Here is a 19358-nt window from a genome sequence, read left to right on the forward strand (position 1 = left end):
GAAAGCTCCTTAATTTGTAATAAGCTCTTTCATTTGAGAAGCAACTGATTTTTTATCATCTTGGCTCGTGATGCCTCCGCCAACGATAACAAGATCAGGCTGTGCTTTTACTACTTCAGGTAAAGATTCTAATTTAATGCCGCCAGCAACGGCTGTTTTTGCATTTTTTACAACGCTTTTGATTGTTACTAAATCTTCAAAAGAGTTTTGACCAACTGCTTGAAGATCGTATCCTGTGTGTACGCAGATATAGTCAACGCCAAATTCGTCTAGCTCTTTTGCGCGTCCTTTAATATCTTTTACACCAATCATATCGACTAGAATTTTTTTACCTTGTTTTTTCGCTTCTTCAACTGCACCTTTAATTGACATATCTTCAGCCACACCTAAGATGGTAATGATGTCTGCTCCAGCTTGAGAAGCTTGCTGTACTTCATAACCAGCTGCATCCATAATTTTTAGGTCAGCTAATACTTTTAAATTAGGAAATGCTTCTTTAATTTCTTTAACGGCGCGAAGCCCTTCATTGATTACAACAGGTGTACCGATTTCCACGATATCAATATGTTCTTCAACTTCTTTTACTACCTCTTTTGCTTGAGAAATATTAACAAGATCTAATGCTAATTGTAATTCCATTCTACTCCACTCCTTACAGAAATCTATAGATACCTTTTGTGCCTTTTTACATAAAAAGCAGCTGGTGTAGTTATTGTACCCGCAGTTTGAGGTTCTTAAAAGTACGCACTTTTCCCACAAATAGTGTGGGGAATGATAGTATACAGAAGTATACTAATGGACATATCAGGCTTGTAACCGCTTAATTTTCATTAAAAATGCGGATGATATTGAGTAATATCATCCGCATAAAAAAATAAAAACTATGGAATAGAAGGATTCGTTTCCATCATTTAATTAACGTTTCTGCCTTTTGTTCTTGATTGACCAGCACTGTATCACGGTAATTTTTACCCCAATCGTACATGGCTGTTAAAATAGGCATTAAACTTTCTCCTTCTTTTGTAAGTGAGTATTCGACTTTAGGTGGTACGACAGGATAAACTTTACGGTTAACAATTAGATCTTCTTCCAGTTCCCGCAGCTGGTTAACCAGCATGCGCGGCGTAATATCAGGAATAAGCGATTTTAGTTCCCCGAACCGTTTTGTTCCTTCACGTCCTAAGTGCCATAGTATCAGCATCTTCCATTTTCCGCCGATAATAGCAAGCGTTAATTCTTTTTCACAGTTAAATTCCTTATTAAGCTGGCTCAATTGTTTCACCCCTATGACCAATAGTATAAAATTTCTTTTACAGTACTTCTTATTATACCGGTGCTGACAATCCTTTTACAAAAATCCGGCTTGTATCTTTCCATTAAAAAATTTAGCTTTTTTTACTATATAGTTATTCTTGACTAGTGAGATATAAAAGGTGGCCTTTAGTCATGTTTTTTATTTTTAACGAATTCAATTGTTTAAATATAAAAAAAGATGGGAAATCACTCAATAACGATGCTAAAGGAGGCAGTAAAAATGGAAAGAAACCGATCTGAATTACAAAACCCTGCTTTAAGCAACAGCGCAGGCATCAACAACGATGTAGGAATTAATAACAATCCACAGACAGCTAATAGCACTGCAGCTGTTAGCACCACGGGGAAAAGCTACAGCAGCAAGCTAGTAAAAGGTGTTGTTGTCGGGGCAGTTGTAGGTGGATGTATAACATTACTTGATAATAAAACTCGCTCATCTGTTAAAAGAAGAGCCGTTACATTAAAGGACTCTTCTGCAAACATGATTAATCAAGTAAAAGAGAACCCTCAAGAAACAAAAGAAAAAATGGTGCAGCAAATGAAAAATGCATCGAATCTTTTAAAAGATGCAATTAATGATGCCAAACATTTGTACGAGCGTGTAAATGAAGATTTCTTTAAGCAAGCAGAAGATGTGAAAAGCGTTACGCATGATGCAAAATCAACGGTAGAAGATGCTAAAAGTGATTTACAGCAAATTGGTGAAAAAGTGAAAGATGCAACTTCTGAAATAAGTAAGGAAAAGATGACGCCGGACGAAAAACCAGAATCTGAGCGTGAAAGAACATATCAGTCTATTCACTAAGAAGGAGATGTTAACTGTGAGTCAAATGAATGAAGGAACTACAAAAGACATGAATAAAATTGAAGAAACGGTAGATAATTTAGGGACGGAGAAAAAAGAAGCAATTTTGCAGAATTTTGATACGTTTACTGATTATTTAACTCAAAAAGTTCATGTCGGTAAAAAGCTCGGGTTAAATGAGGAACAATTAGCAGCTGCTACAAAAAAAGTGGCTAGCTATTTAGCCAAAAATGAGGAGCCTCGAAACCGAGAAGAAAAAGTCCTTCATGAGTTATGGAAAGTCAGCAGTGAAGAGGAAAAGGAAGTCCTTTCTCATCTCATTTTAAAACTAGTTGCGTAACATTAAAAAAGCATCCCGTCTATCAGGATGCTTTTTTAATGTATTAAGATGATTGATTTTGAGCCTCTTGAATCGTTTTATCCCAGTCAATACCGCAATCATCCGTTGCACAAGAAGATTGCTGTGCGCAGCTTGCACATTTTCCCTGAGTACTCTTGCGGAAGAATTTTGTCATATGATAAAGGGCATACCCAAAAATCAAAACCCCAATTAAAATGTTAATAATCAATGTTATTCACTCCTTTTAAGAAAAACCAAGTACTTTTCCAATAGTGTGTACAAGCAAAGCTACGAGATAAGCGACAACCAAAGGGTAGGCCACAGCAAATGCTGTCCATTTTAATGAGCCGGTTTCTCGTCGAATAACAGCGACGGTTGCTAGACACGGAACGTAAAGAAGAACAAACACCATAAACGTATAGGCTGTTAGCGGTGTAAAGAATGTCTTCATTGTGTCGCCAAGCTGTCCTTCTTGTACTTTATAAATGATGCTCATAGTTGAAACAACCACTTCTTTCGCTAGGAAGCCTGTAATCAGTGATGCTACAGCTTGCCATGTCGCAAAGCCTAAAGGGATAAATAGAGGAGCGATAGCACCTCCAATAATAGCCATAAAGCTATTTTCCATATCTACTCCAAAACCGCCAGGGCCAGCGTAAGATGATAGCCAGATAAATACAGAGCCAGCTAAAATAACCGTACCTGCTTTTCGGACGAAATTTCGGCCTTTTTCCCACGTGCTTCTCCAAAGAGTCTTGGCTTGAGGTACGCGGTAAGGAGGAAGTTCAACAATAAAAGTTGATTGTTCGTCTTTAAGAAGCGTTACTGATAAAATTTTCGTTACAACAAGTGCTAAAATAATGCCAAGCAAGTACATAGAAAACACCACAGCTGCTCCGTTTTGCACAAAAAACGCACCTACAAACAAAGCGTATACAGGAAGACGTGCTGAGCAGCTCATAAATGGATTGACTAAAATGGTCATAAGGCGCTCTTTTCGCTGTTCAATTGTACGCGCGGCCATAATCCCCGGTACGTTACATCCAAAGCTAATAATCATCGGAATAAATGCTTTTCCGTTCAAACCGAAAAATTCCATTATACGATCCATTACTACAGCAATTCGAGCCATGTATCCTGAATCTTCAAGCAGTGAAATGAAAAAGAACAGGACAAAAATTTGTGGTACAAATACTAGTACGCCGCCTACTCCTGCAATAATGCCATCCACAATTAAATCATGAATAAATGGAGCGGCACCAGCTGCATTTAAAAGAGAATCAGCGCCTTCACTAAGTGTTCCGCCAAAGAAGCCGTCCAGTTTATCAGAAAGCGGAACGCCAATCCACGTAAACGTAATATTAAAAATCAAATACATTAAGCCAAGAAAAATAGGGAGACCAAGCCACTTATGCGTCACAATTCGATCGATTCGATCCGTGAAGGTTAAAGGTGTTTCGCTGCCCTTTATGATACACTCGCTCGAAATGCGTTCAATAAATGCTGTACGCACGTCGAAGAAATGCTCGCTAAGCGGCTTGTTTATTTTTTGTGCAGCGGCTTTTCGAAGCTCAAGCAGCTCTGAGTAACTCGCTTTTTCTTTTAATGTTGATTCGATTACGCTATTTTCCGCTAAAAATTGAATGGCAATCCATCTGCTGACGTCCGCTTTTGTTTGAATCATATGAATTGCTTGTTCAGCGGTTTCCCCATAATTTAATTGAAATGAAGGGGCTTTTAAATCTTGCTTCAAAGTGGTGAGAAGCTCATTAATTCCTTTTCCATTACGGGCAACAATCGCTGAAACCGGAATATGTAATGATTTGCTAAGCTTCTCCAAATTAAAAGTCAGTCCGCGTTTTTCCGCTACATCAATCATATTTAAGCCGATTACTAATGGCTTTCCATATTCCAATGCTTGAATAGTGAGATGCATGCTTCTTTCAAACTGAGAAGCGTCTACAATATTCAGCATACTGTTAAATTCTCCGGTTAACAAAAAGTTAGTTACCACTGCTTCATCTGAAGAAAGAGGAGTAAAGTCATACACACCCGGCAAATCAACCAGCTGGCTGTTTTGCTTTTTAATAGATCCAACTTTCTTTTCAACGGTTACACCGCTCCAGTTTCCTACGTATTCATAGGAATCTGTTAATATATTGAATAAAGAAGTTTTTCCTGTGTTTGGATTTCCTAAAAGTGCAATTGTACTCATGCTGTCTCAACCTCAATTTTGGCCGCATCGCGTTTTCGGATGCTAATCATTTGACCTTGACATTCAATAATACAAGGTCCTCCTAAGATGGTTTTTTGCTTCATGCACAGTTCGCAGCCTTTTTTTACTCCAAAAGAAAGAAGGCGGCGTTCTAATGATCTATCTAAAAATTCAATGTTTTTAACTTTTACTTTGTCGCCAATACTCACGGTAGTTAAATTCATCATTCAGCACTCCTGTTAATGATAATCATTTTCAATTTGTATCTATCTCGATTATACATAAGGTTCTAAAATCAATCAATGCTTCTAGAGCGTTACAATTAAAAATATATATTTATAACTATATTTTTCAGGTGAAATTATGTACGATTTTAGCAGTAAATTGTCAGGAGGAATGTGAGTGGAGGTAATCATTCGCAAAATGAGAAAAGAAGATATTACGTCTGTTCAATACGTCGCAAAGATGAGTTGGTATGATACATATGAAGGAATTATTCCTAGAAGCGTTCAGAATCGGTTTCTTTCAGAAGCATACTCCAATAAAAGGCTGCTGTGGCGCTTGCGTAATTCGTTCATTTATGTAGCAACTATTGATGAGAAAATCGTAGGATACGCTAACTTTTTCCGACTACAAAACAGAGGGGAAATAGAACTAGGATCTATCTATATACTGCCTGCTTATCAAGGAAAAGGAATCGGTTCGCAATTGTTAGAAAAAGGAATGAAGCGCTCGAAGGAATTAAAAATCGTTTACATTAACGTAGAAAGGGAAAACGGAATAGGCCGTGCATTTTATCAATCAAAAGGTTTCCAGCTTGTGGACGAATTTGATGATGAATTTGACGGGCATTTACTAAGAACGATGCGAATGAAACTCATGATTTAAGCCTGATATTTAGTGTGAACGTTATCTTAAAAAGCTGATTTTAAACTTTCTGCTAAAATCAGCTTTTAATTACAGAATAACGATTGACCTTATTCTTGTGAATATGGTAACATTAATCAGAACTTCATGACCGAAAATGTTTTTCGGTCAAACAGTCAGGCGGAAGTAAGGATTATTGGAGGCTAAAAAACATGAATATGATTAAAGGAGAATGGAAAAAAATCTTTTCCAAACCAATGACTATTGTTGTGATTTGCGGATTGTTATTTGTTCCATTACTTTATAATGTCATCTTTTTATCTGCTTACTGGGATCCATATGGAAAAACAGATCAAATTCCAGTTGCAGTGGTAAATGAAGATAAAGGTGCTACATTAGATGGAAAGAAATTGAATGTCGGTCGTGATTTTGTTGATGATTTAAAGAAAAACGATAAATTTGACTGGAAATTTACGAACAAAGAAAAAGCGTTAGAAGGCTTAAAGAACGAAGACTACTATCTAGTTTTAGAAATTCCAAAGAATTTCTCTAAAAATGCAACAACATTAATGGATGAGAATCCTAAAAAAATGAAATTTATCTACCATACAAATGCCGGAAAGAACTATTCAGGCGCTCAAATTAGCTCAAATGCAGTAGCTAAAATCAATGATCAGATTAAAGAAGCAGTCACAAAGCAGTATGCTGAAACGGTATTTGACAGCTTTAAGCAAGTAGCGGACGGTCTTCAAAAAGCAAGTGACGGTGCAGGAGAGCTAGAAGATGGCTCGAAAACGCTGCGAGATAACATGAAGAAACTAGCAGACAGCACGGTTACGTTTGAAGACGGTACAGCTAAATTGGCAAATGGATTAGCAGATGCACGAAAAGGAGCAACTGATCTAAATGCCGGTGCAGCTAAGCTACTAAACGGTGCGGACACAATTAATGAAAACTTAGGCAGCCTAAACAGCGGTTTAGGGAAGCTAGAAAGTGGAAGCGGACAGCTTTATGCGGCTTCTAAAGAACTTGAAACAGGTGCAGGAAAGCTTAGCACTGGGTTGGGGAAACTACAAGACGGAACTGAAAAACTGCAAGGTGGGACCAAAAAACTCCAAGATGCTACAAAGCAACTTAATGAAGGGACAAAAACACTTCAAGGGAAACTACCGCAGTTCACAAGCGGCTTAAATCAAGTAGATGCTGAAGTGAGCAATGTTACGCAGCAAATTAATCAAGCGGAACAGGAAATCACTCAGATTAAACAGCAGGTAGACTCAAAAAAAGCGGAGTTTGAACAACAGCAGCAAGCTCTCATTGACAGCATTAACAGCAACGAATCTATTCCCGATGAGCAAAAACAAACGCTGATTGCAGGAATTAAAAAGCTGACGTCTCAGCAGTTTATGGATGAACAGCAGCAAAAAGCAGAGCAGCTAAAAGCAAAAGTAGATAAAGTGCAAGAGTTATCAGCAGCGCTTCAAAAGCTGTCTAAAGGCGGAGAAGATATTCAAAGCGCCATTAATAAAATTGCTGACGGTCAAAATCAGTTGTACAATGGTCAAACTCAGTTATACAACGCACAGACTCAGTTATACAATGGTCAAACTCAATTATATAACGGTGCTGTTAAACTAGCAGACGGTGAAAAGCAGTTCAACAGCAAATTTGCAGAGCTAAACAGCGGTATAGCTGACGCTCATACAGGAGCTGGAAAGCTTGCTGACGGGCAGCAGCAACTTGTGGATGGACTTAAGAAGTCTGAACAAGGAAGCGCAGCGCTAGCAAATGGTTTAACGCAGCTAGAAAACGGGGCAACCAAATTAGCAAATGGTTCTAAAGAGTTAACAAATGGTTCATCCAAACTATATGACGGTTCATCTAAATTATCAGATGGAACAAGCGAGCTTCATTCTTCTTTAGCAGATGGTGCAAAAGATGCAAAAGATGTTAAAGCGGATGATAAAACATACAGCATGTTTTCAAATCCAACGGATTTAAAATCAGATAAACAAAACAACGTAGATAAGTACGGTGTCGGATTAGCTCCATACATCTTATGTATTGGCTTGTTTGCGGGAACATTAATGTTTTCAGCGGTGTACCCAATGAAAGAGCCATCAATTCGACCGACATCAGGTATTTCGTGGTTCTTAAGTAAGTTTAGTGTCATCACTATTGTAGGTATGCTGCAAGCAGCGATTGCTGTTACAGCTCTTCTTTGGGGCTTGCATTTAAACGTAACAAGCATTTGGCACTTCTATATCTTTACGATGATTACAGGTGTAACGTTCTTTACACTGATCTTGTTCTTAACAACAGGGTTAGGAAAAGTAGGGCAGTATCTAGCCTTTATTATTCTGCTGCTTCAAATTGGCGGCAGTGCAGGTACATTCCCTAAAGCACTTGTGCCGGAATTCTTCCAGGCAATCAATCCATACTTGCCTATGACCTATGCAATTCGCGGTTTCCGTGAAATTATTTCAATTGGTGATGATTTCGGCTATGTATGGCATCAGGCTGGCGTACTTGGAATCTTTGCAACAATCTTCATCACTCTTTCATTGATAATGTTTTATATCAATGCCAGAAAAGAGAAGCATCACACAGAGGAAGAGGCAGCAGCCTAATTTAACTAATAGAAAAAGAGAGTTCCAGTTTAAAAAGGAACTCTCTTTTTCTTTATGTTAGTATAGGTTTACGTGTAAAAGAGGGGAATGTGAATGCATGCAGCTTACAAAATTTGCGGTGTATGAAAGTGATCGTGTGAAAAAGTGGCAGGAAGGGCTGAAAGAATGGGACGGTTCAATATCGGAACGGATGATAAATGACAAAGCTGAAGATGAATTTTGGCAGCAATATCTAGAAAAAATGTCTTTTGTTTCAGAAAACGATCCTGTAGTGAAACAGCTTCAGCAAGAACTTCTTGCTTTTTTGAATCCAAGTGACTCTGTCATGGAAATTGGCCCTGGCTGGGGAAATTATACGTTTTCAATTGCGGATTATGTAAAAGAACTTACGTGTATGGATTGTTCGCCAAGCATCATCGGCTACTTACAAAAACAATCAAATGCCCGCTCTAATCTAAAGTTCATAGAAGGTAAATGGGAGCATGAGCGTCTAACAGATAACTATGACGTGGTAGTAGGAATAAACTGTTTTTACCGTATGCATAACATTGTCGATGGTCTCTTAAATATGAATGATTCGGCTAATCGTTTGGCGGTTATTGGCATGTCAGCGGGTCCAGAAAAGCCTCATTACGTAGAGTTACATAGAAAACTTGGGTACGAGATTAAATGGCGTCGTAAGGAATATATTGACTTACTAAATATTTTATATGAACTGGGCATTTACGCAGATTGTAAGCTGGTTCCTATAACCAAAACGATAACCTATGAGACGTACGAAGATCTCATCAAGAAGAACTCGACCAAGGTACTTTCTAAAGATATTGACAAATTAGAAACTGAGAAGATTATTTTACAGCATGTAAAGAAAATAAATGACACATATGAATATACGTATCAATATCATATGGCTTTTATTTATTGGAAACCGATAAAAAGAACCCGTTGATTTTTATTCAACGGGTTCTTTTTAGTAGTGATAAAGCTGTAATTTAGAATAAATAATATTAAAATCGTCGCCGCTTAGAAGAACTTTCAATTCCAGCTTCTTCACGGTATTTAGCTACTGTTCTCCTTGAAATTTGAATTCCTTCGCTGGAAAGAAGAGACATAAGCTTTTGGTCTGAAAGAGGTTTTAATTTATTTTCTTCGGCAATTAATGTTTTAATTTTCTCTTTTATAAAGGCGGTAGAATTGCTTTGTTCGCCGTCGGTTCTCTCTAAAGAATTAGTGAAAAAGTATTTTAGCTCAAACAGTCCGCGCGGCGTTTGAATATACTTTCCGTTCGTCGCACGGCTTACCGTTGATTCATGACAGTCTACTTTTTGAGCAATATCTTTTAAGGTAAGCGGCTTTAGCCCCGAAATACCCATTTCAAAAAAATCTTGCTGATGTTCCACAATGGCTTTAGACACGTTGTAAATCGTCACATTACGCTGCTCAATACTATTAATTAGCCAAGTAGCTTCATGGATTTTTTCCTGTACGTATCGATCGGTTGTTACGCATGCAGAGCGATGAACCAGTTTTTGGTAGGTGCTGTTAATCTCGATGGGCGGAAGCAGCTCGCTATGAAGAATAACATGATAGCGGCCGTCTATTTTTTGTACCGTTACATCAGGCGAAATGTACTTCGTAAGCGGAACATAGAAATCTCCTGCTGGACGAGGATTCAATGTCCGCAAGCAGTCAACAATTTCTTGTACTTCGCGCATTGAAATAGAGTATTTTTTTGAAATGTTCCGATATTTTTTGTTAGCAATATCTTCAATATCGTGTTTCACCACATCGTATAAAAGAGGAGGCTTTGACTTTTTGGCCTTAATTTGAATAAGCAGTGAATCGACAAAGTTTTGAGCGCCCACTCCGATTGGATCAAAGCTTTGTAAAACGTGAATCATATCGTTGACTTCGTCAATTGAAACGTTAAGCAGTTCGGCTGCCAATTTTGGTTCAATTGCTAAAAAGCCGTTTTTATTTAAGTTTCCAATTAGAAATTGAACGATGTGTTTTTGCTGTGAGTGTAAATGATTTAGCATAGACAGCTGCTCTAATAAATGGCTCTCTAATGTCACAGTTTGATCGGATATATAATTAAACGGATTATACTCGTCATCGGTGTGACCTTTTGAATATGAACGCTGTTCTCGAGTATTAAATGAATTTTTTTGCTGAGAATCGCCAGCAGACAGTTTAATTACAGGATTTTCATTGACTTGCTCATGAAGATAATGAACTAAATCGGCCGTAGAATAATTTAAAATGTTGATAGACTGACGTAATTCAGGTGTCATGGCCAATTTTAATAGTTGTTTTTGAGATAAATCTAAACCTAATTGCATCATTGAATCACCTATCATTCTTGAGTTTTATTTCGACAATTCTGGCTGCATCGTTCGACATCATCATATATGAAAATGCGAAAGAATTCTATAGTGTTGTCAGATGTTCTTACACAAGGGCGACTCATAAGAAAGAGTAGGGAAATAGATAAAACAACCGAATAGCTCTTCCCAGCAGCTATTCGGTTATTTTAACAAAACTGCTAGGAGAACTTAGCTGCAATTTGGGGTGTTTCCCATTCTTCTATCTCCCCATGCGCACATCATATTTAAAATTTCTCGTAAGGTTTCGCCTTCTTCACTGAGTGAGTACTCTACTTTAGGAGGAACTTCATTGTATACTTTTCTATTAACTACACCGTCTTTTTCTAATTCTTTTAGCTGTTGAGACAGCATTTTTTTAGTAATAGCAGGCATAGCTCGCTGAAGTTCGCTAAAACGTTTTTCGCCTTCTTTTAAGAGGCATAAAATAACGACTTTCCATTTCCCGCCGATTACTTCAAGTGTTGCTTCAACAGGTACATTATAGTGGGGTGCTTTCACCGCTAATCCTCCATTCATAAACAGATATGAAATATGGATATAATAATTTAATATCCATAGACCTAGGTTACCGGGAAGGTACCTGGTTACATGAAAGTGCCGTCTTTTGTAAACAACATGTATTTATTATACTGAAAAAGAACTTTTAATTGAAGGAAGAAATGTAAAAGGGGAGATCTTGATAAAAGCTTTACTGCTAGAAGGCAAAGGGAAAGTAAGTGAGATGAAAGTCGGAAATATCCAAAAGCCGCATCCAGCTAAAGGTGAAATTTTAGTTAAAATTAAAGCTACTGCCTTGAACCCTGTAGATTATAAAACAGGAAACGGCGGTAATCCCAGTTGGACATACCCTCACGTATTAGGACTTGATTCAGCTGGCGTTGTCGAGGAAGTGGGAGAAGAAGTCACAACTGTCAAAATCGGAGACCGTGTTGTATATCATAGCGATTTATCAAAAAAAGGCGGGTTTGCACAGTACGGAGTGACAACAGCTCATACGGTTTCCCTTATTCCACAAGGAGTTTCATTTGAAGACGCTGCAGCTATTCCATGTGCGGGGTATACAGCATATCAAGCATTGTTTCACAAAATGAACGCTTCAAAAGGACAAACGATTTTAATTCACGCAGGTGCTGGAGGGGTTGGAGGGTTTGCCATTCAGCTTGCTAAAAATGCAGGTCTTACAGTGCTTACAACCGCATCTTCTGCCAATCATGAGTTTGTAAAAAGTTTAGGTGCTGACTATGCAATCGACTACCGTAAAGAAGATTTTGTGAAAAAAGTGCTGGAGCTTACCGATGGACTCGGTGTAGATTTAGTCTTGGATACAGTTGGGCGTGACAATGCAGACGAGTCGGTAAAGGCTCTTGCTTTTAATGGTCAAATTGCATTTATCGCAGGACCTCCTAATGTAAATGATGCGATTTCGTTTGCGCATCCACTATCGTTTCATCAAGTTGCATTAGGAAGCGTACATCAGTCTAATAACGTAAAAGAACAGCAAAAACTTGCGGAGATGGGAAATAAAATGCTTTTGCTTTTACAAGAAAATAAGCTGAATGCTCTTGTGGAAAAAGTCATTTCACTAGACGAAGTGCCGGCAGCTTTAGATGAACTGGCGACTCGTCGAGTAAAAGGGAAAATTGTAGCTGTGATAGATAAATGATAGAGCGAAAAAGAGCTTGAGACAAAAGTATTTTAGTTGAAGTAAAAAACGAACTATTGATCAATAGTTCGTTTTCTCGTCTTTAGATTGGATTGGGTTAAGTTATGTTCCAGCCTCTTTTAAATCGTAAACTGCTGCGTATAGAGCTTGTGGTAAAAACCTTGTTTCTCTAATAGCTCGTGATGATTTCCTTTTTCAATAATCTGTCCGTCTTTTAAGACAAGAATTTGATTTGCATTTTCAATCGTTTTGAGGCGGTGGGCAATTACAAAGCTTGTTTTTCCTTTTAATAGATTACTCATTCCTTTTTGAATATCAATTTCTGTTTTTGTATCAATATTGGAAGTAGCTTCGTCTAAAATTAAAATATCACAGTCAGAGAGCATGGCTCGGGCAATCGATAAGAGTTGCTTTTGACCTTCACTTAAATTTCCTCCACCGGCTGAAATCACGGTATCGTATTGCTGCGGCAGGTGCTTGATAAAAGAATGAGCATTTGCCATTTTTGCTGCGCTTTTCACTTCTTCATCGCTGGCATCTAATCGGCCGAATCGAATGTTATCCGCAATCGTACCGGAAAATAAATAGGTATCCTGAAGAACAATGCCAATTCGGTTTCGTAAATCATGGATGTTATAGTCACTGATGGAACGGCCGTCAATTTTAATGTCTCCGTTTGCGATGTCATAAAATCGTGTGAGCAAGTTAATGATTGTTGTTTTACCAGAACCTGTAGGACCGACCAAAGCAACCATTTCACCTTTTTTTGCTGTAAGTGTAACATTTTTTAAAATCATTTTTTCGTCAGTATAGCCAAATGATACGTTCTCAAAAGCAACGTCTCCTGCAAATTTTGTAACAGAAAGAGCGTTTGGCTTGTTTGTGACGTCCGGCTGCTCATCCATAATCGCAAACACGCGCTCTGCGCCGGCAATAGCCGAAAGAATAGTGTTTACTAAGTTTGCCATTTGACTGATTGGGCGAGAGAACTGACGTGAGTAGTTAACAAATGAAGCGATCATCCCAACTGTAACGCTACCTTGAACAGCCATAAATGCTCCTGCTCCAATCACTAGTGCTAAGCCTAAGTTGTTAATAAAGTTTGTGACAGGACCTAAAAAGCCTGAAAATGTTTCTGCTTTTGTTGCTGAACTTCTCAGCTGTTCATTTCGTTCATTAAAAACAGTTAAAAAATCTTTTTCCTTACTAAAAAGCGTAACAACTTCTCCTCCAGAGATTGCTTCTTCTACAAAGCCGTTTAGCTCACCTAAGTCTTTTTGGCGTTTGACAAAATTTTCACTGCTTCGTTTTAATATTTGTCGAACGATTATAACCATTAATGGAATAACAATCAGTGTGATAATGGCAAGAATCCAGTTGAGCGAGAACATCGCAATGGTAATACCGACTAGAGATAAAATAGAGGACATAGCCTGAATAACGCTTTGACTCAGAGCGTTATTCAGGTTATCAATATCATTCGTAACCCGGCTCATTAACTCTCCGTGAGCTCGCTTATCAAAAAAGCGAAGAGAGAGAGTTTGAAGCTTTGCAAATAAATCTTGGCGGAGCATTCCGATGGTCGTAAACGAAACGTTTACCATTAAATAGGTTTGCAGCCATGTTAACAAAGATGTCGTAATGTAAATTCCTGCAAGAGTGAGTGACATTCGTATCGTTCCGCTGATATCTTTGGGAATAATATGCTCGTCAATAATAACCCCAATTAAATAAGGGCCTAATAAATTAAGCAGGGAAGTCACAATAACTAAGATGATCGCAGCCACAAGCGGAGGCTTTCGTTTTCCCATATATGACCAGATTCTATATAGTGTTTTTTTCGCATTCTTTGGCTTCACTACAGGACCCTTCATCATGCCTCTAGGGCCGCGAATAGAGCTCATTTGATTTTTACCTTGATTATTCACTAGGCAACACCTCTTTTCCGCCTTGTGCTAGATAAATGTCGTAATAAAGAGAGTGGTGACGAAGCAATTCTTCATGAGTCCCTTGTTCAGCAATTTTGCCTTCATCCATGACGATAATATGATCAGCGTGAAGAAGAGACGAAATTTTAGACGCAATAATAATGACGGTCGCATCGGAAAACTCTTCTTTTAAATGTGTTAGTACCTGCGCTTCTGAGACAGCATCCAACGCGGAAGTTGCATCATCAATGACCAATATAGCAGGCTTTCTAACAAATGCACGCGCGATTGAAAGACGCTGCTTTTGCCCTCCTGATAAGTTGGTTGCTCCTCGCGTTAAAGGATACTCATATTTTTCTGGGAGTTTTTCAATAAACTCCGTTGCGCATGCAAAAGCTGCAGCATCTTCAATTTCTGAGGAAGAAGCATGATCGTTTCCCATTCGAATATTCATATCAATCGTTCCGGTAAACAGTGTAGCTTTTTGAGGAATAAACCCAATGGATGAGCGAAGCTCTTTTACGTCATAGTTTGTCAGATTTTTTCCATCTACAAAAATTTCGCCGCCATCAGGATCATATAAGCGCGAAATAAGTTTTGCAAGCGTCGATTTTCCGCTTCCAGTAGAGCCGATAATGCCAATAGTTTCCCCGTGTTTAGCAGTAAATGAAATATCTTTTAATACGTTTTCTCCATTTTTACTGTAGCTGTATGTAACGTTTTGAAACGATAGATCACCTTTAAGCCTGTTGATTTGAGCAGCAGAGTTTGCTGGAGGAATGTCTATTTTTGTTTTTAAAACAGAATCGATTCGTTCAGCTGAAGGGAATGCACGTGTAATTTGCATCAGCACCATGCTGCTTGACATAAGTCCGTTTAAAATAATCGTTAAGTAATTAATAAAAGCTAAAATCACACCTGCTTCAATTTTTCCTGCTTCAACTTGAAGTCCACCCAGCCATAGAGTAGCTACCATGCCGATATTTACTACAAATAAAATAACGGGCATTAAAAGCGAAATAAGCTGAACAGCACTCATATTAGCTTGCGTCAAGGAGCTGTTTGCTTCTTTAAACTGATTGATTTCATATGATTCTCTTACATACGCTTTTACTACGCGCATCCCTGATAAATTTTCTTGGACTTTTGTGTTTACACGATCAACGCTTCGCTGAACTTTTTTGAAAAGTTTTCCGGCTTTCGTGATCACAAACCAAATGCATAAAAATAAAATAGGGACGACCACGACGATAATAGGAAACAAAGAACGAGCGGTTAATAACACGATCACAATACTTCCTGCAAAAAGTAAAGGTCCTCTAACTAATACTTTTAGCGTCATATTCAATGCGTTTTGAACACTCGTTACATCATTTGTCATGACGGTGATTAAGTGACCAGTCCCTAGTTTATCTCTGTTGCTGTTTGAGAGGTTTTCAATCTTTTCAAAAAGCGATTTTCGAATATCGGTAGAAAAATTTACTGCTGCTTTTGTGCTAAGGATGGCGCAGACGATACCAGCAGCTAAGCCAATGATTGCTAACATAAGCATAAGGATACTTCGGGTGATAACATATGTTTGATTGTTGTTTGCAATACCATAATCAATGATATGCTGCATAATAGTAGGCTGAAGAAGGTCAGCTAACACTTCAATGACCATCAATAGCGGGGCAAACAGCGCGAGCCATTTGTAAGGTTTTAAGTAAGGGTATAAAGATTTAATTGTATTCACACATTGTGGCACTCCTTTCTGTAAAAAATATGGTAACATAGAATAAGTTTAGAAGTTTGTTTCAAGCACCATTTATTATACGCCAATGCAAGCAGAAATCCACTTTTTGAGAGGGTCAGGTATGCAATGAATCAAACATTACGAGTACATCATCCACTTTTTGGATCTTTGTTATATGACTCGGCCTGGGTTGGAGAAAAACAGGTCACTTTCTTTGGACAACAACAACATGTGTTGCTGACAATTGATGGAGATAAAGAGAAGCCATTTCAAAAACGGCAAGAAGAGGCTTTTCAAGCATTTTGGCTTCAAAGCGAATTATTGTTAAAGAGGACGGAAAAAGCTCTTTTTGATTATTATCAACAGGTGCGAGATGAATACAGAACTCAAGTTGAAAAAGACGTGGTAGACTTATTAGTTCCGAATGTAAAAAAGCGAAAAGACATCGGTTTTTTAGTTGAGTGTATTCAAATCTTTGTTCCTGAAGCACCTCATGATACAAGAGAAGTTGGTTTGTTTTTTGAATGTACGTGGGAAGAAGAGCATATGTTAGCTGTAAAGTTTAGAAATGAACAAATTGCCGCTATTGGCTTACAAGAAGAGTTATTCTAGTAAAAAGCCTTGAAGCAACCTGCTTCAAGGCTTTTTGGCATTAATGTTTGACAGGCTCTTCGATTCCCATACCTGTATTTGCTTTTACTAAAATCTCATCAAATTTCTTTTCGTCTGCTTTTTTAGACGAAAGAAGTGTTCCTATAAAAGCAGCTAAGAAGCCTAGAGGAATGGAGATAATACCAGGGTTTGTTAATGTGATGAGCGGCTCACCTACAAAGATAGCAGCTCCAGGCTCAGGTGCCCACACGTTTGGACTAATGGCAACTAAAAACAGTGAGCTGAATAGTCCAACCAGCATGCCAGTGACTGCTCCTGCTGTATTAAAACGTTTCCAAAAAATAGTAAGAAGAATAATTGGCAAGTTAGCGCTCGCTGCTACGGCAAATGCAAGTGCAACTAAAAATGCTACGTTCATGTTTTGAGCAAATAATGCAAGAATAATAGATAGAATGGATACCCCAATAGAAGCCCATCGTGCAGCCACTACCTGTTCTTTTTCAGTTGCAGCCCCTTTACGGAGAATATGACTATAAAAGTCGTGAGCGAATGCTGAAGCTGCTGAGAGCACCAGCCCAGCTACAACAGCTAAAATCGTAGCAAAAGCTACAGCTGAGACAAACGCAAAGAGAAAGTCTCCGCCAAGAACTTGAGCGAGCAGGGGAGCTGCCATGTTTCCTGCTGCATTTGCTTTGATAATATCATCGTACCCTACGAATGCAGCAGCACCGAACCCTAAAAAGATTGTCATAATGTAAAAAACGCCAATGATCCACGTTGCATAAATAACAGACTTTCGTGCGGTGATGGCATCTTTTACTGTAAAGAAACGAATAAGGATATGAGGAAGGCCTGCTGTACCAAGAACAAGAGCTAAATTCAACGAAATCATGTCCAGCGGATTTTTGAATTTATTTCCTGGATTTAAAAATCCGTCGCCAAGAGGAGTTGCGGTTTTCATCTCAGAAAACATTTTAGCAAAGCTAAAATCAAATTTTGAAAATACAATAATGGAAATAATGAACGTACCAATCATGAGAAGCAAGGCTTTGACAATCTGCACCCAGCTGGTCGCCGTCATGCCTCCAAATACAACGTAAACCGTCATCAAAACGCCGACAATCAAGACAGAATACACGTAATCTAGACCAAGTAATAAATGAATTAATGCTCCTGCTCCAACAAGCTGCGCAATCATATAAAAAATGGAAATGGTGATCGTGTTTAATGCGGCAACTCCCCGCACTTTCTTTTCGTTAAAACGAGCTGCTATCATATCTGCCATCGTGTACTTTCCTAAGTTGCGAAGTGGTTCAGCTACAATGTATAACACAACGAGATAGGCAACTAAAAAGCCGATGCTGTAAAAAAAACCGTCAAATCCAGAAAGCGCTACCATTCCGGCTATGCCTAAAAATGACGCAGCAGACATATAATCTCCGGCAATCGCCATGCCGTTTTGCCAGCCGGTTAAACTTCCATCTGCTGTATAAAAGTCACTGGTCGTTTTTGTACGCTTGGATGCCGCATACGTAATGATTAGCGTAAGACCTACAATAGCTAAAAAAAGTGAGAAAGCTAGTACGTTCATTCATTTAACCCCCTATTCAATTTGCAGCTTCTTTTTTTATCGTGTCAACAAGTTCATCAAATTTCGAGGCTCTTTTTGTGTATAAAATGCATAGGGCCCAAGTCATCACAAACTGTGCAAAAGCAAATACCCACGCCCAAGTCATAGAAGCAAAAGCTGGTTTGTTTAAGACGGTTGTGTAAGCCGTTAAAATAGGCAAGGTAAAATAAAAAGCAAGAAAAAACAGAGAGAGCGGTAAAATAAAATTGCGTTTTTGTTTCAAAAGCTTTTGAAATGAAGCAGACTGTACAATTTCTGTGTAATCAGGAGAGGAAGAAGCATTGTTTACCTTCTTTAAAGAATTTTCATTCATCGCCAAGCGGAATTCCCCCTTTGATAATAAATAGATGAAGCAAAAAGCTCCATATCACTTGAATTATATTATTTTCGGAATAAAAAGTAAATTCTGTCTTTTTGTGAGAATGGTAACTTTGGAAGTTTTTTAATATACTAAAGCTTCAAACTAAATGCATACTGCCATAATAAAAAACGGACAACATTCAATATAAAGGAGACATCGTTCACAATAGAAATATTGAAATTAACCCTTAGTTTCTCTTACATATAAGGCTTTTCTTTATTATTTAAACGTTATTTTTTTGTTGGATCTTTTGAAAAATAAAAGAAGATGATGATAAAATCATAAGCACACAATAATGTTAGATAGGAAACAGGTGAAGAAAGTACGCTATTATTTAGAGATGGTTATAAATAGACAAGATATTATGAAAGATTTCTATATGAATGATATTTTTTCTTTATAGTTAACAAACAATGTGACTACTTGTATAAAAGAGAAAAGGTGAAATAATGGCATTTGGAATCAAACGCCCGGAACTAAACGCATGGAAAGCAGCTGTTAAGCGAGGAGAGATCGCATTTTTAACTCATTACTGGCTCGATGAGCGTTTTCCACACGCAACTACCGTAACAAAAGTAGGTTGCAGTGACTTAAATAAGCTGATTAAGTGGGGAGAAAAGTATGGTATTCCCGCTAAGTATATTGATAATCGATCCGGCTATCCTCATTTCGATTTACTAGGCGAGCGTCAGAAAGAAATTATGAAAAAGGAAAATCAGCTGGAGCAGCTGAAGCGATTTGAAGAAGTTAACGAATGAAAAGCAAAGTTAATTTTAAAAAACTGTAAAAAAATTCTATTGTTACGGCTTTTTTTATGTTTAAATAGAAAAAACAGTGGAATAGATTAAGAAGAACAATTACGTTATGTATT

19 protein-coding genes are annotated in these 19358 nt (G+C 38.1%); 8 read left to right on the forward strand and 11 right to left on the reverse strand.

Going from position 1 to position 19358, the window contains the following annotated elements:
• Window positions 1-9: 9 nt before the first annotated feature.
• Both hxlA and ACNHOZ_RS13430 read right to left on the reverse strand, forming a co-directional pair.
• The gene (hxlA, locus tag ACNHOZ_RS13425) at window positions 10-639 is read right to left on the reverse strand and encodes a 3-hexulose-6-phosphate synthase (protein WP_013055599.1); all 630 of its coding nucleotides are present in this window, start codon (window positions 637-639) and stop codon (window positions 10-12) included.
• A 268-nt stretch (window positions 640-907) separates the two neighbouring features.
• Window positions 908-1273: a winged helix-turn-helix transcriptional regulator gene (locus tag ACNHOZ_RS13430; RefSeq protein ID WP_028412158.1), complete on the reverse strand. Its 366-nt coding sequence runs from the start codon at window positions 1271-1273 to the stop codon at window positions 908-910.
• 261 nt (window positions 1274-1534) lie between these two features.
• On the opposite strand from ACNHOZ_RS13430, the gene ACNHOZ_RS13435 reads away from it, so the two are divergent.
• Together ACNHOZ_RS13435 and ACNHOZ_RS13440 are read left to right on the forward strand one after the other, a co-directional pair.
• Window positions 1535-2119, forward strand: a complete 585-nt coding sequence (locus ACNHOZ_RS13435; protein WP_033578155.1) for a hypothetical protein — start codon at window positions 1535-1537, stop codon at window positions 2117-2119.
• A gap of 16 nt (window positions 2120-2135) precedes the next feature.
• Entirely contained in the window at window positions 2136-2459 is a 324-nt protein-coding gene (locus ACNHOZ_RS13440) for a DUF3243 domain-containing protein (protein ID WP_013081917.1), read from the forward strand.
• Between the two features lie 43 nt (window positions 2460-2502).
• On the opposite strand, the gene ACNHOZ_RS13445 is transcribed toward ACNHOZ_RS13440, so the two are convergent.
• Genes ACNHOZ_RS13445 through ACNHOZ_RS13455 form a run of 3 tightly spaced genes read right to left on the reverse strand, consistent with a single transcriptional unit; the run spans window position 2503 to window position 4898 of the window.
• The gene (locus ACNHOZ_RS13445) at window positions 2503-2688 is read right to left on the reverse strand and encodes a FeoB-associated Cys-rich membrane protein (RefSeq protein WP_013081918.1); all 186 of its coding nucleotides are present in this window, start codon (window positions 2686-2688) and stop codon (window positions 2503-2505) included.
• A gap of 15 nt (window positions 2689-2703) precedes the next feature.
• Window positions 2704-4674, reverse strand: a complete 1971-nt coding sequence (gene feoB / locus ACNHOZ_RS13450) for a ferrous iron transport protein B (protein WP_168760383.1) — start codon at window positions 4672-4674, stop codon at window positions 2704-2706.
• The gene (locus ACNHOZ_RS13455) at window positions 4671-4898 is read right to left on the reverse strand and encodes a FeoA family protein (protein ID WP_025749730.1); all 228 of its coding nucleotides are present in this window, start codon (window positions 4896-4898) and stop codon (window positions 4671-4673) included. Before ACNHOZ_RS13455 ends, feoB begins: the two co-directional genes overlap by 4 nt.
• Window positions 4899-5076: 178 nt before the next feature.
• Here ACNHOZ_RS13455 and ACNHOZ_RS13460 point away from each other — a divergent pair, with 178 nt between their 5' ends.
• The 3 genes from ACNHOZ_RS13460 (at window position 5077) to ACNHOZ_RS13470 (ending at window position 9120) form a co-directional block, all read left to right on the forward strand.
• Complete coding sequence (locus tag ACNHOZ_RS13460; RefSeq protein ID WP_013081920.1) at window positions 5077-5562, forward strand: GNAT family N-acetyltransferase; 486 nt, start codon at window positions 5077-5079, stop codon at window positions 5560-5562.
• Between the two features lie 191 nt (window positions 5563-5753).
• Window positions 5754-8171, forward strand: a complete 2418-nt coding sequence (locus ACNHOZ_RS13465; protein ID WP_255899392.1) for a YhgE/Pip domain-containing protein — start codon at window positions 5754-5756, stop codon at window positions 8169-8171.
• Window positions 8172-8268: 97 nt separating this feature from the next.
• Complete coding sequence (locus ACNHOZ_RS13470; RefSeq protein WP_048020099.1) at window positions 8269-9120, forward strand: class I SAM-dependent methyltransferase; 852 nt, start codon at window positions 8269-8271, stop codon at window positions 9118-9120.
• Between the two features lie 58 nt (window positions 9121-9178).
• Here the strand turns inward: ACNHOZ_RS13470 and rpoN are convergent, their stop codons facing one another.
• Window positions 9179-10513 carry an RNA polymerase factor sigma-54 gene (gene rpoN, locus ACNHOZ_RS13475; protein WP_063248262.1) on the reverse strand — a complete coding sequence of 445 codons (1335 nt, stop codon included), beginning with the start codon at window positions 10511-10513 and terminating at the stop codon, window positions 9179-9181.
• Window positions 10514-10726: 213 nt separating this feature from the next.
• Window positions 10727-11074, reverse strand: a complete 348-nt coding sequence (locus tag ACNHOZ_RS13480) for a winged helix-turn-helix transcriptional regulator (RefSeq protein WP_014461394.1) — start codon at window positions 11072-11074, stop codon at window positions 10727-10729.
• A gap of 163 nt (window positions 11075-11237) precedes the next feature.
• Between ACNHOZ_RS13480 and ACNHOZ_RS13485 the strand changes: the two genes are divergently transcribed.
• Entirely contained in the window at window positions 11238-12221 is a 984-nt protein-coding gene (locus tag ACNHOZ_RS13485) for a zinc-binding dehydrogenase (protein ID WP_108674402.1), read from the forward strand.
• 119 nt (window positions 12222-12340) lie between these two features.
• Here ACNHOZ_RS13485 and ACNHOZ_RS13490 read toward each other — a convergent pair whose 3' ends face one another.
• Window positions 12341-14125, reverse strand: a complete 1785-nt coding sequence (locus tag ACNHOZ_RS13490) for an ABC transporter ATP-binding protein (protein WP_255906605.1) — start codon at window positions 14123-14125, stop codon at window positions 12341-12343.
• Window positions 14126-14141: 16 nt separating this feature from the next.
• A complete protein-coding gene (locus tag ACNHOZ_RS13495) occupies window positions 14142-15884 on the reverse strand; it encodes an ABC transporter ATP-binding protein (protein ID WP_028412167.1) in 1743 nt (580 codons plus the stop codon).
• 126 nt (window positions 15885-16010) lie between these two features.
• Between ACNHOZ_RS13495 and ACNHOZ_RS13500 the strand changes: the two genes are divergently transcribed.
• Window positions 16011-16496 (forward strand): DUF6985 domain-containing protein, encoded by a 486-nt coding sequence (locus tag ACNHOZ_RS13500; RefSeq protein WP_255899398.1) that lies wholly within the window; start codon window positions 16011-16013, stop codon window positions 16494-16496.
• A 40-nt stretch (window positions 16497-16536) separates the two neighbouring features.
• Here the strand turns inward: ACNHOZ_RS13500 and ACNHOZ_RS13505 are convergent, their stop codons facing one another.
• Window positions 16537-18087, reverse strand: a complete 1551-nt coding sequence (locus ACNHOZ_RS13505) for a solute symporter family protein (RefSeq protein ID WP_028412169.1) — start codon at window positions 18085-18087, stop codon at window positions 16537-16539.
• Between the two features lie 16 nt (window positions 18088-18103).
• Window positions 18104-18439, reverse strand: coding sequence for a DUF485 domain-containing protein (locus ACNHOZ_RS13510; RefSeq protein WP_033579473.1), 336 nt, complete (start codon window positions 18437-18439; stop codon window positions 18104-18106).
• A gap of 497 nt (window positions 18440-18936) precedes the next feature.
• Here ACNHOZ_RS13510 and ACNHOZ_RS13515 point away from each other — a divergent pair, with 497 nt between their 5' ends.
• Window positions 18937-19245: a hypothetical protein gene (locus ACNHOZ_RS13515; RefSeq protein WP_034269656.1), complete on the forward strand. Its 309-nt coding sequence runs from the start codon at window positions 18937-18939 to the stop codon at window positions 19243-19245.
• The last annotated feature ends 113 nt before the right edge of the window (window positions 19246-19358 follow it).

The organism is Priestia sp. D51 (assembly GCF_053345675.1).

Coding starts and splice junctions, on each gene's coding strand:
- hxlA (WP_013055599.1), bottom strand. CDS start 639: ATGGAATTACAATTAGCATTAGATCTTGTTAATATTTCTCAAGCAAAA.
- ACNHOZ_RS13435 (WP_033578155.1), top strand. CDS start 1,535: ATGGAAAGAAACCGATCTGAATTACAAAACCCTGCTTTAAGCAACAGC.
- feoB (WP_168760383.1), bottom strand. CDS start 4,674: ATGAGTACAATTGCACTTTTAGGAAATCCAAACACAGGAAAAACTTCT.
- ACNHOZ_RS13455 (WP_025749730.1), bottom strand. CDS start 4,898: ATGAATTTAACTACCGTGAGTATTGGCGACAAAGTAAAAGTTAAAAAC.
- ACNHOZ_RS13465 (WP_255899392.1), top strand. CDS start 5,754: ATGAATATGATTAAAGGAGAATGGAAAAAAATCTTTTCCAAACCAATG.
- ACNHOZ_RS13470 (WP_048020099.1), top strand. CDS start 8,269: ATGCAGCTTACAAAATTTGCGGTGTATGAAAGTGATCGTGTGAAAAAG.
- rpoN (WP_063248262.1), bottom strand. CDS start 10,513: ATGCAATTAGGTTTAGATTTATCTCAAAAACAACTATTAAAATTGGCC.
- ACNHOZ_RS13480 (WP_014461394.1), bottom strand. CDS start 11,074: ATGAATGGAGGATTAGCGGTGAAAGCACCCCACTATAATGTACCTGTT.
- ACNHOZ_RS13490 (WP_255906605.1), bottom strand. CDS start 14,125: ATGAGCTCTATTCGCGGCCCTAGAGGCATGATGAAGGGTCCTGTAGTG.
- ACNHOZ_RS13500 (WP_255899398.1), top strand. CDS start 16,011: ATGAATCAAACATTACGAGTACATCATCCACTTTTTGGATCTTTGTTA.
- ACNHOZ_RS13505 (WP_028412169.1), bottom strand. CDS start 18,087: ATGAACGTACTAGCTTTCTCACTTTTTTTAGCTATTGTAGGTCTTACG.
- ACNHOZ_RS13510 (WP_033579473.1), bottom strand. CDS start 18,439: ATGAATGAAAATTCTTTAAAGAAGGTAAACAATGCTTCTTCCTCTCCT.
- ACNHOZ_RS13515 (WP_034269656.1), top strand. CDS start 18,937: ATGGCATTTGGAATCAAACGCCCGGAACTAAACGCATGGAAAGCAGCT.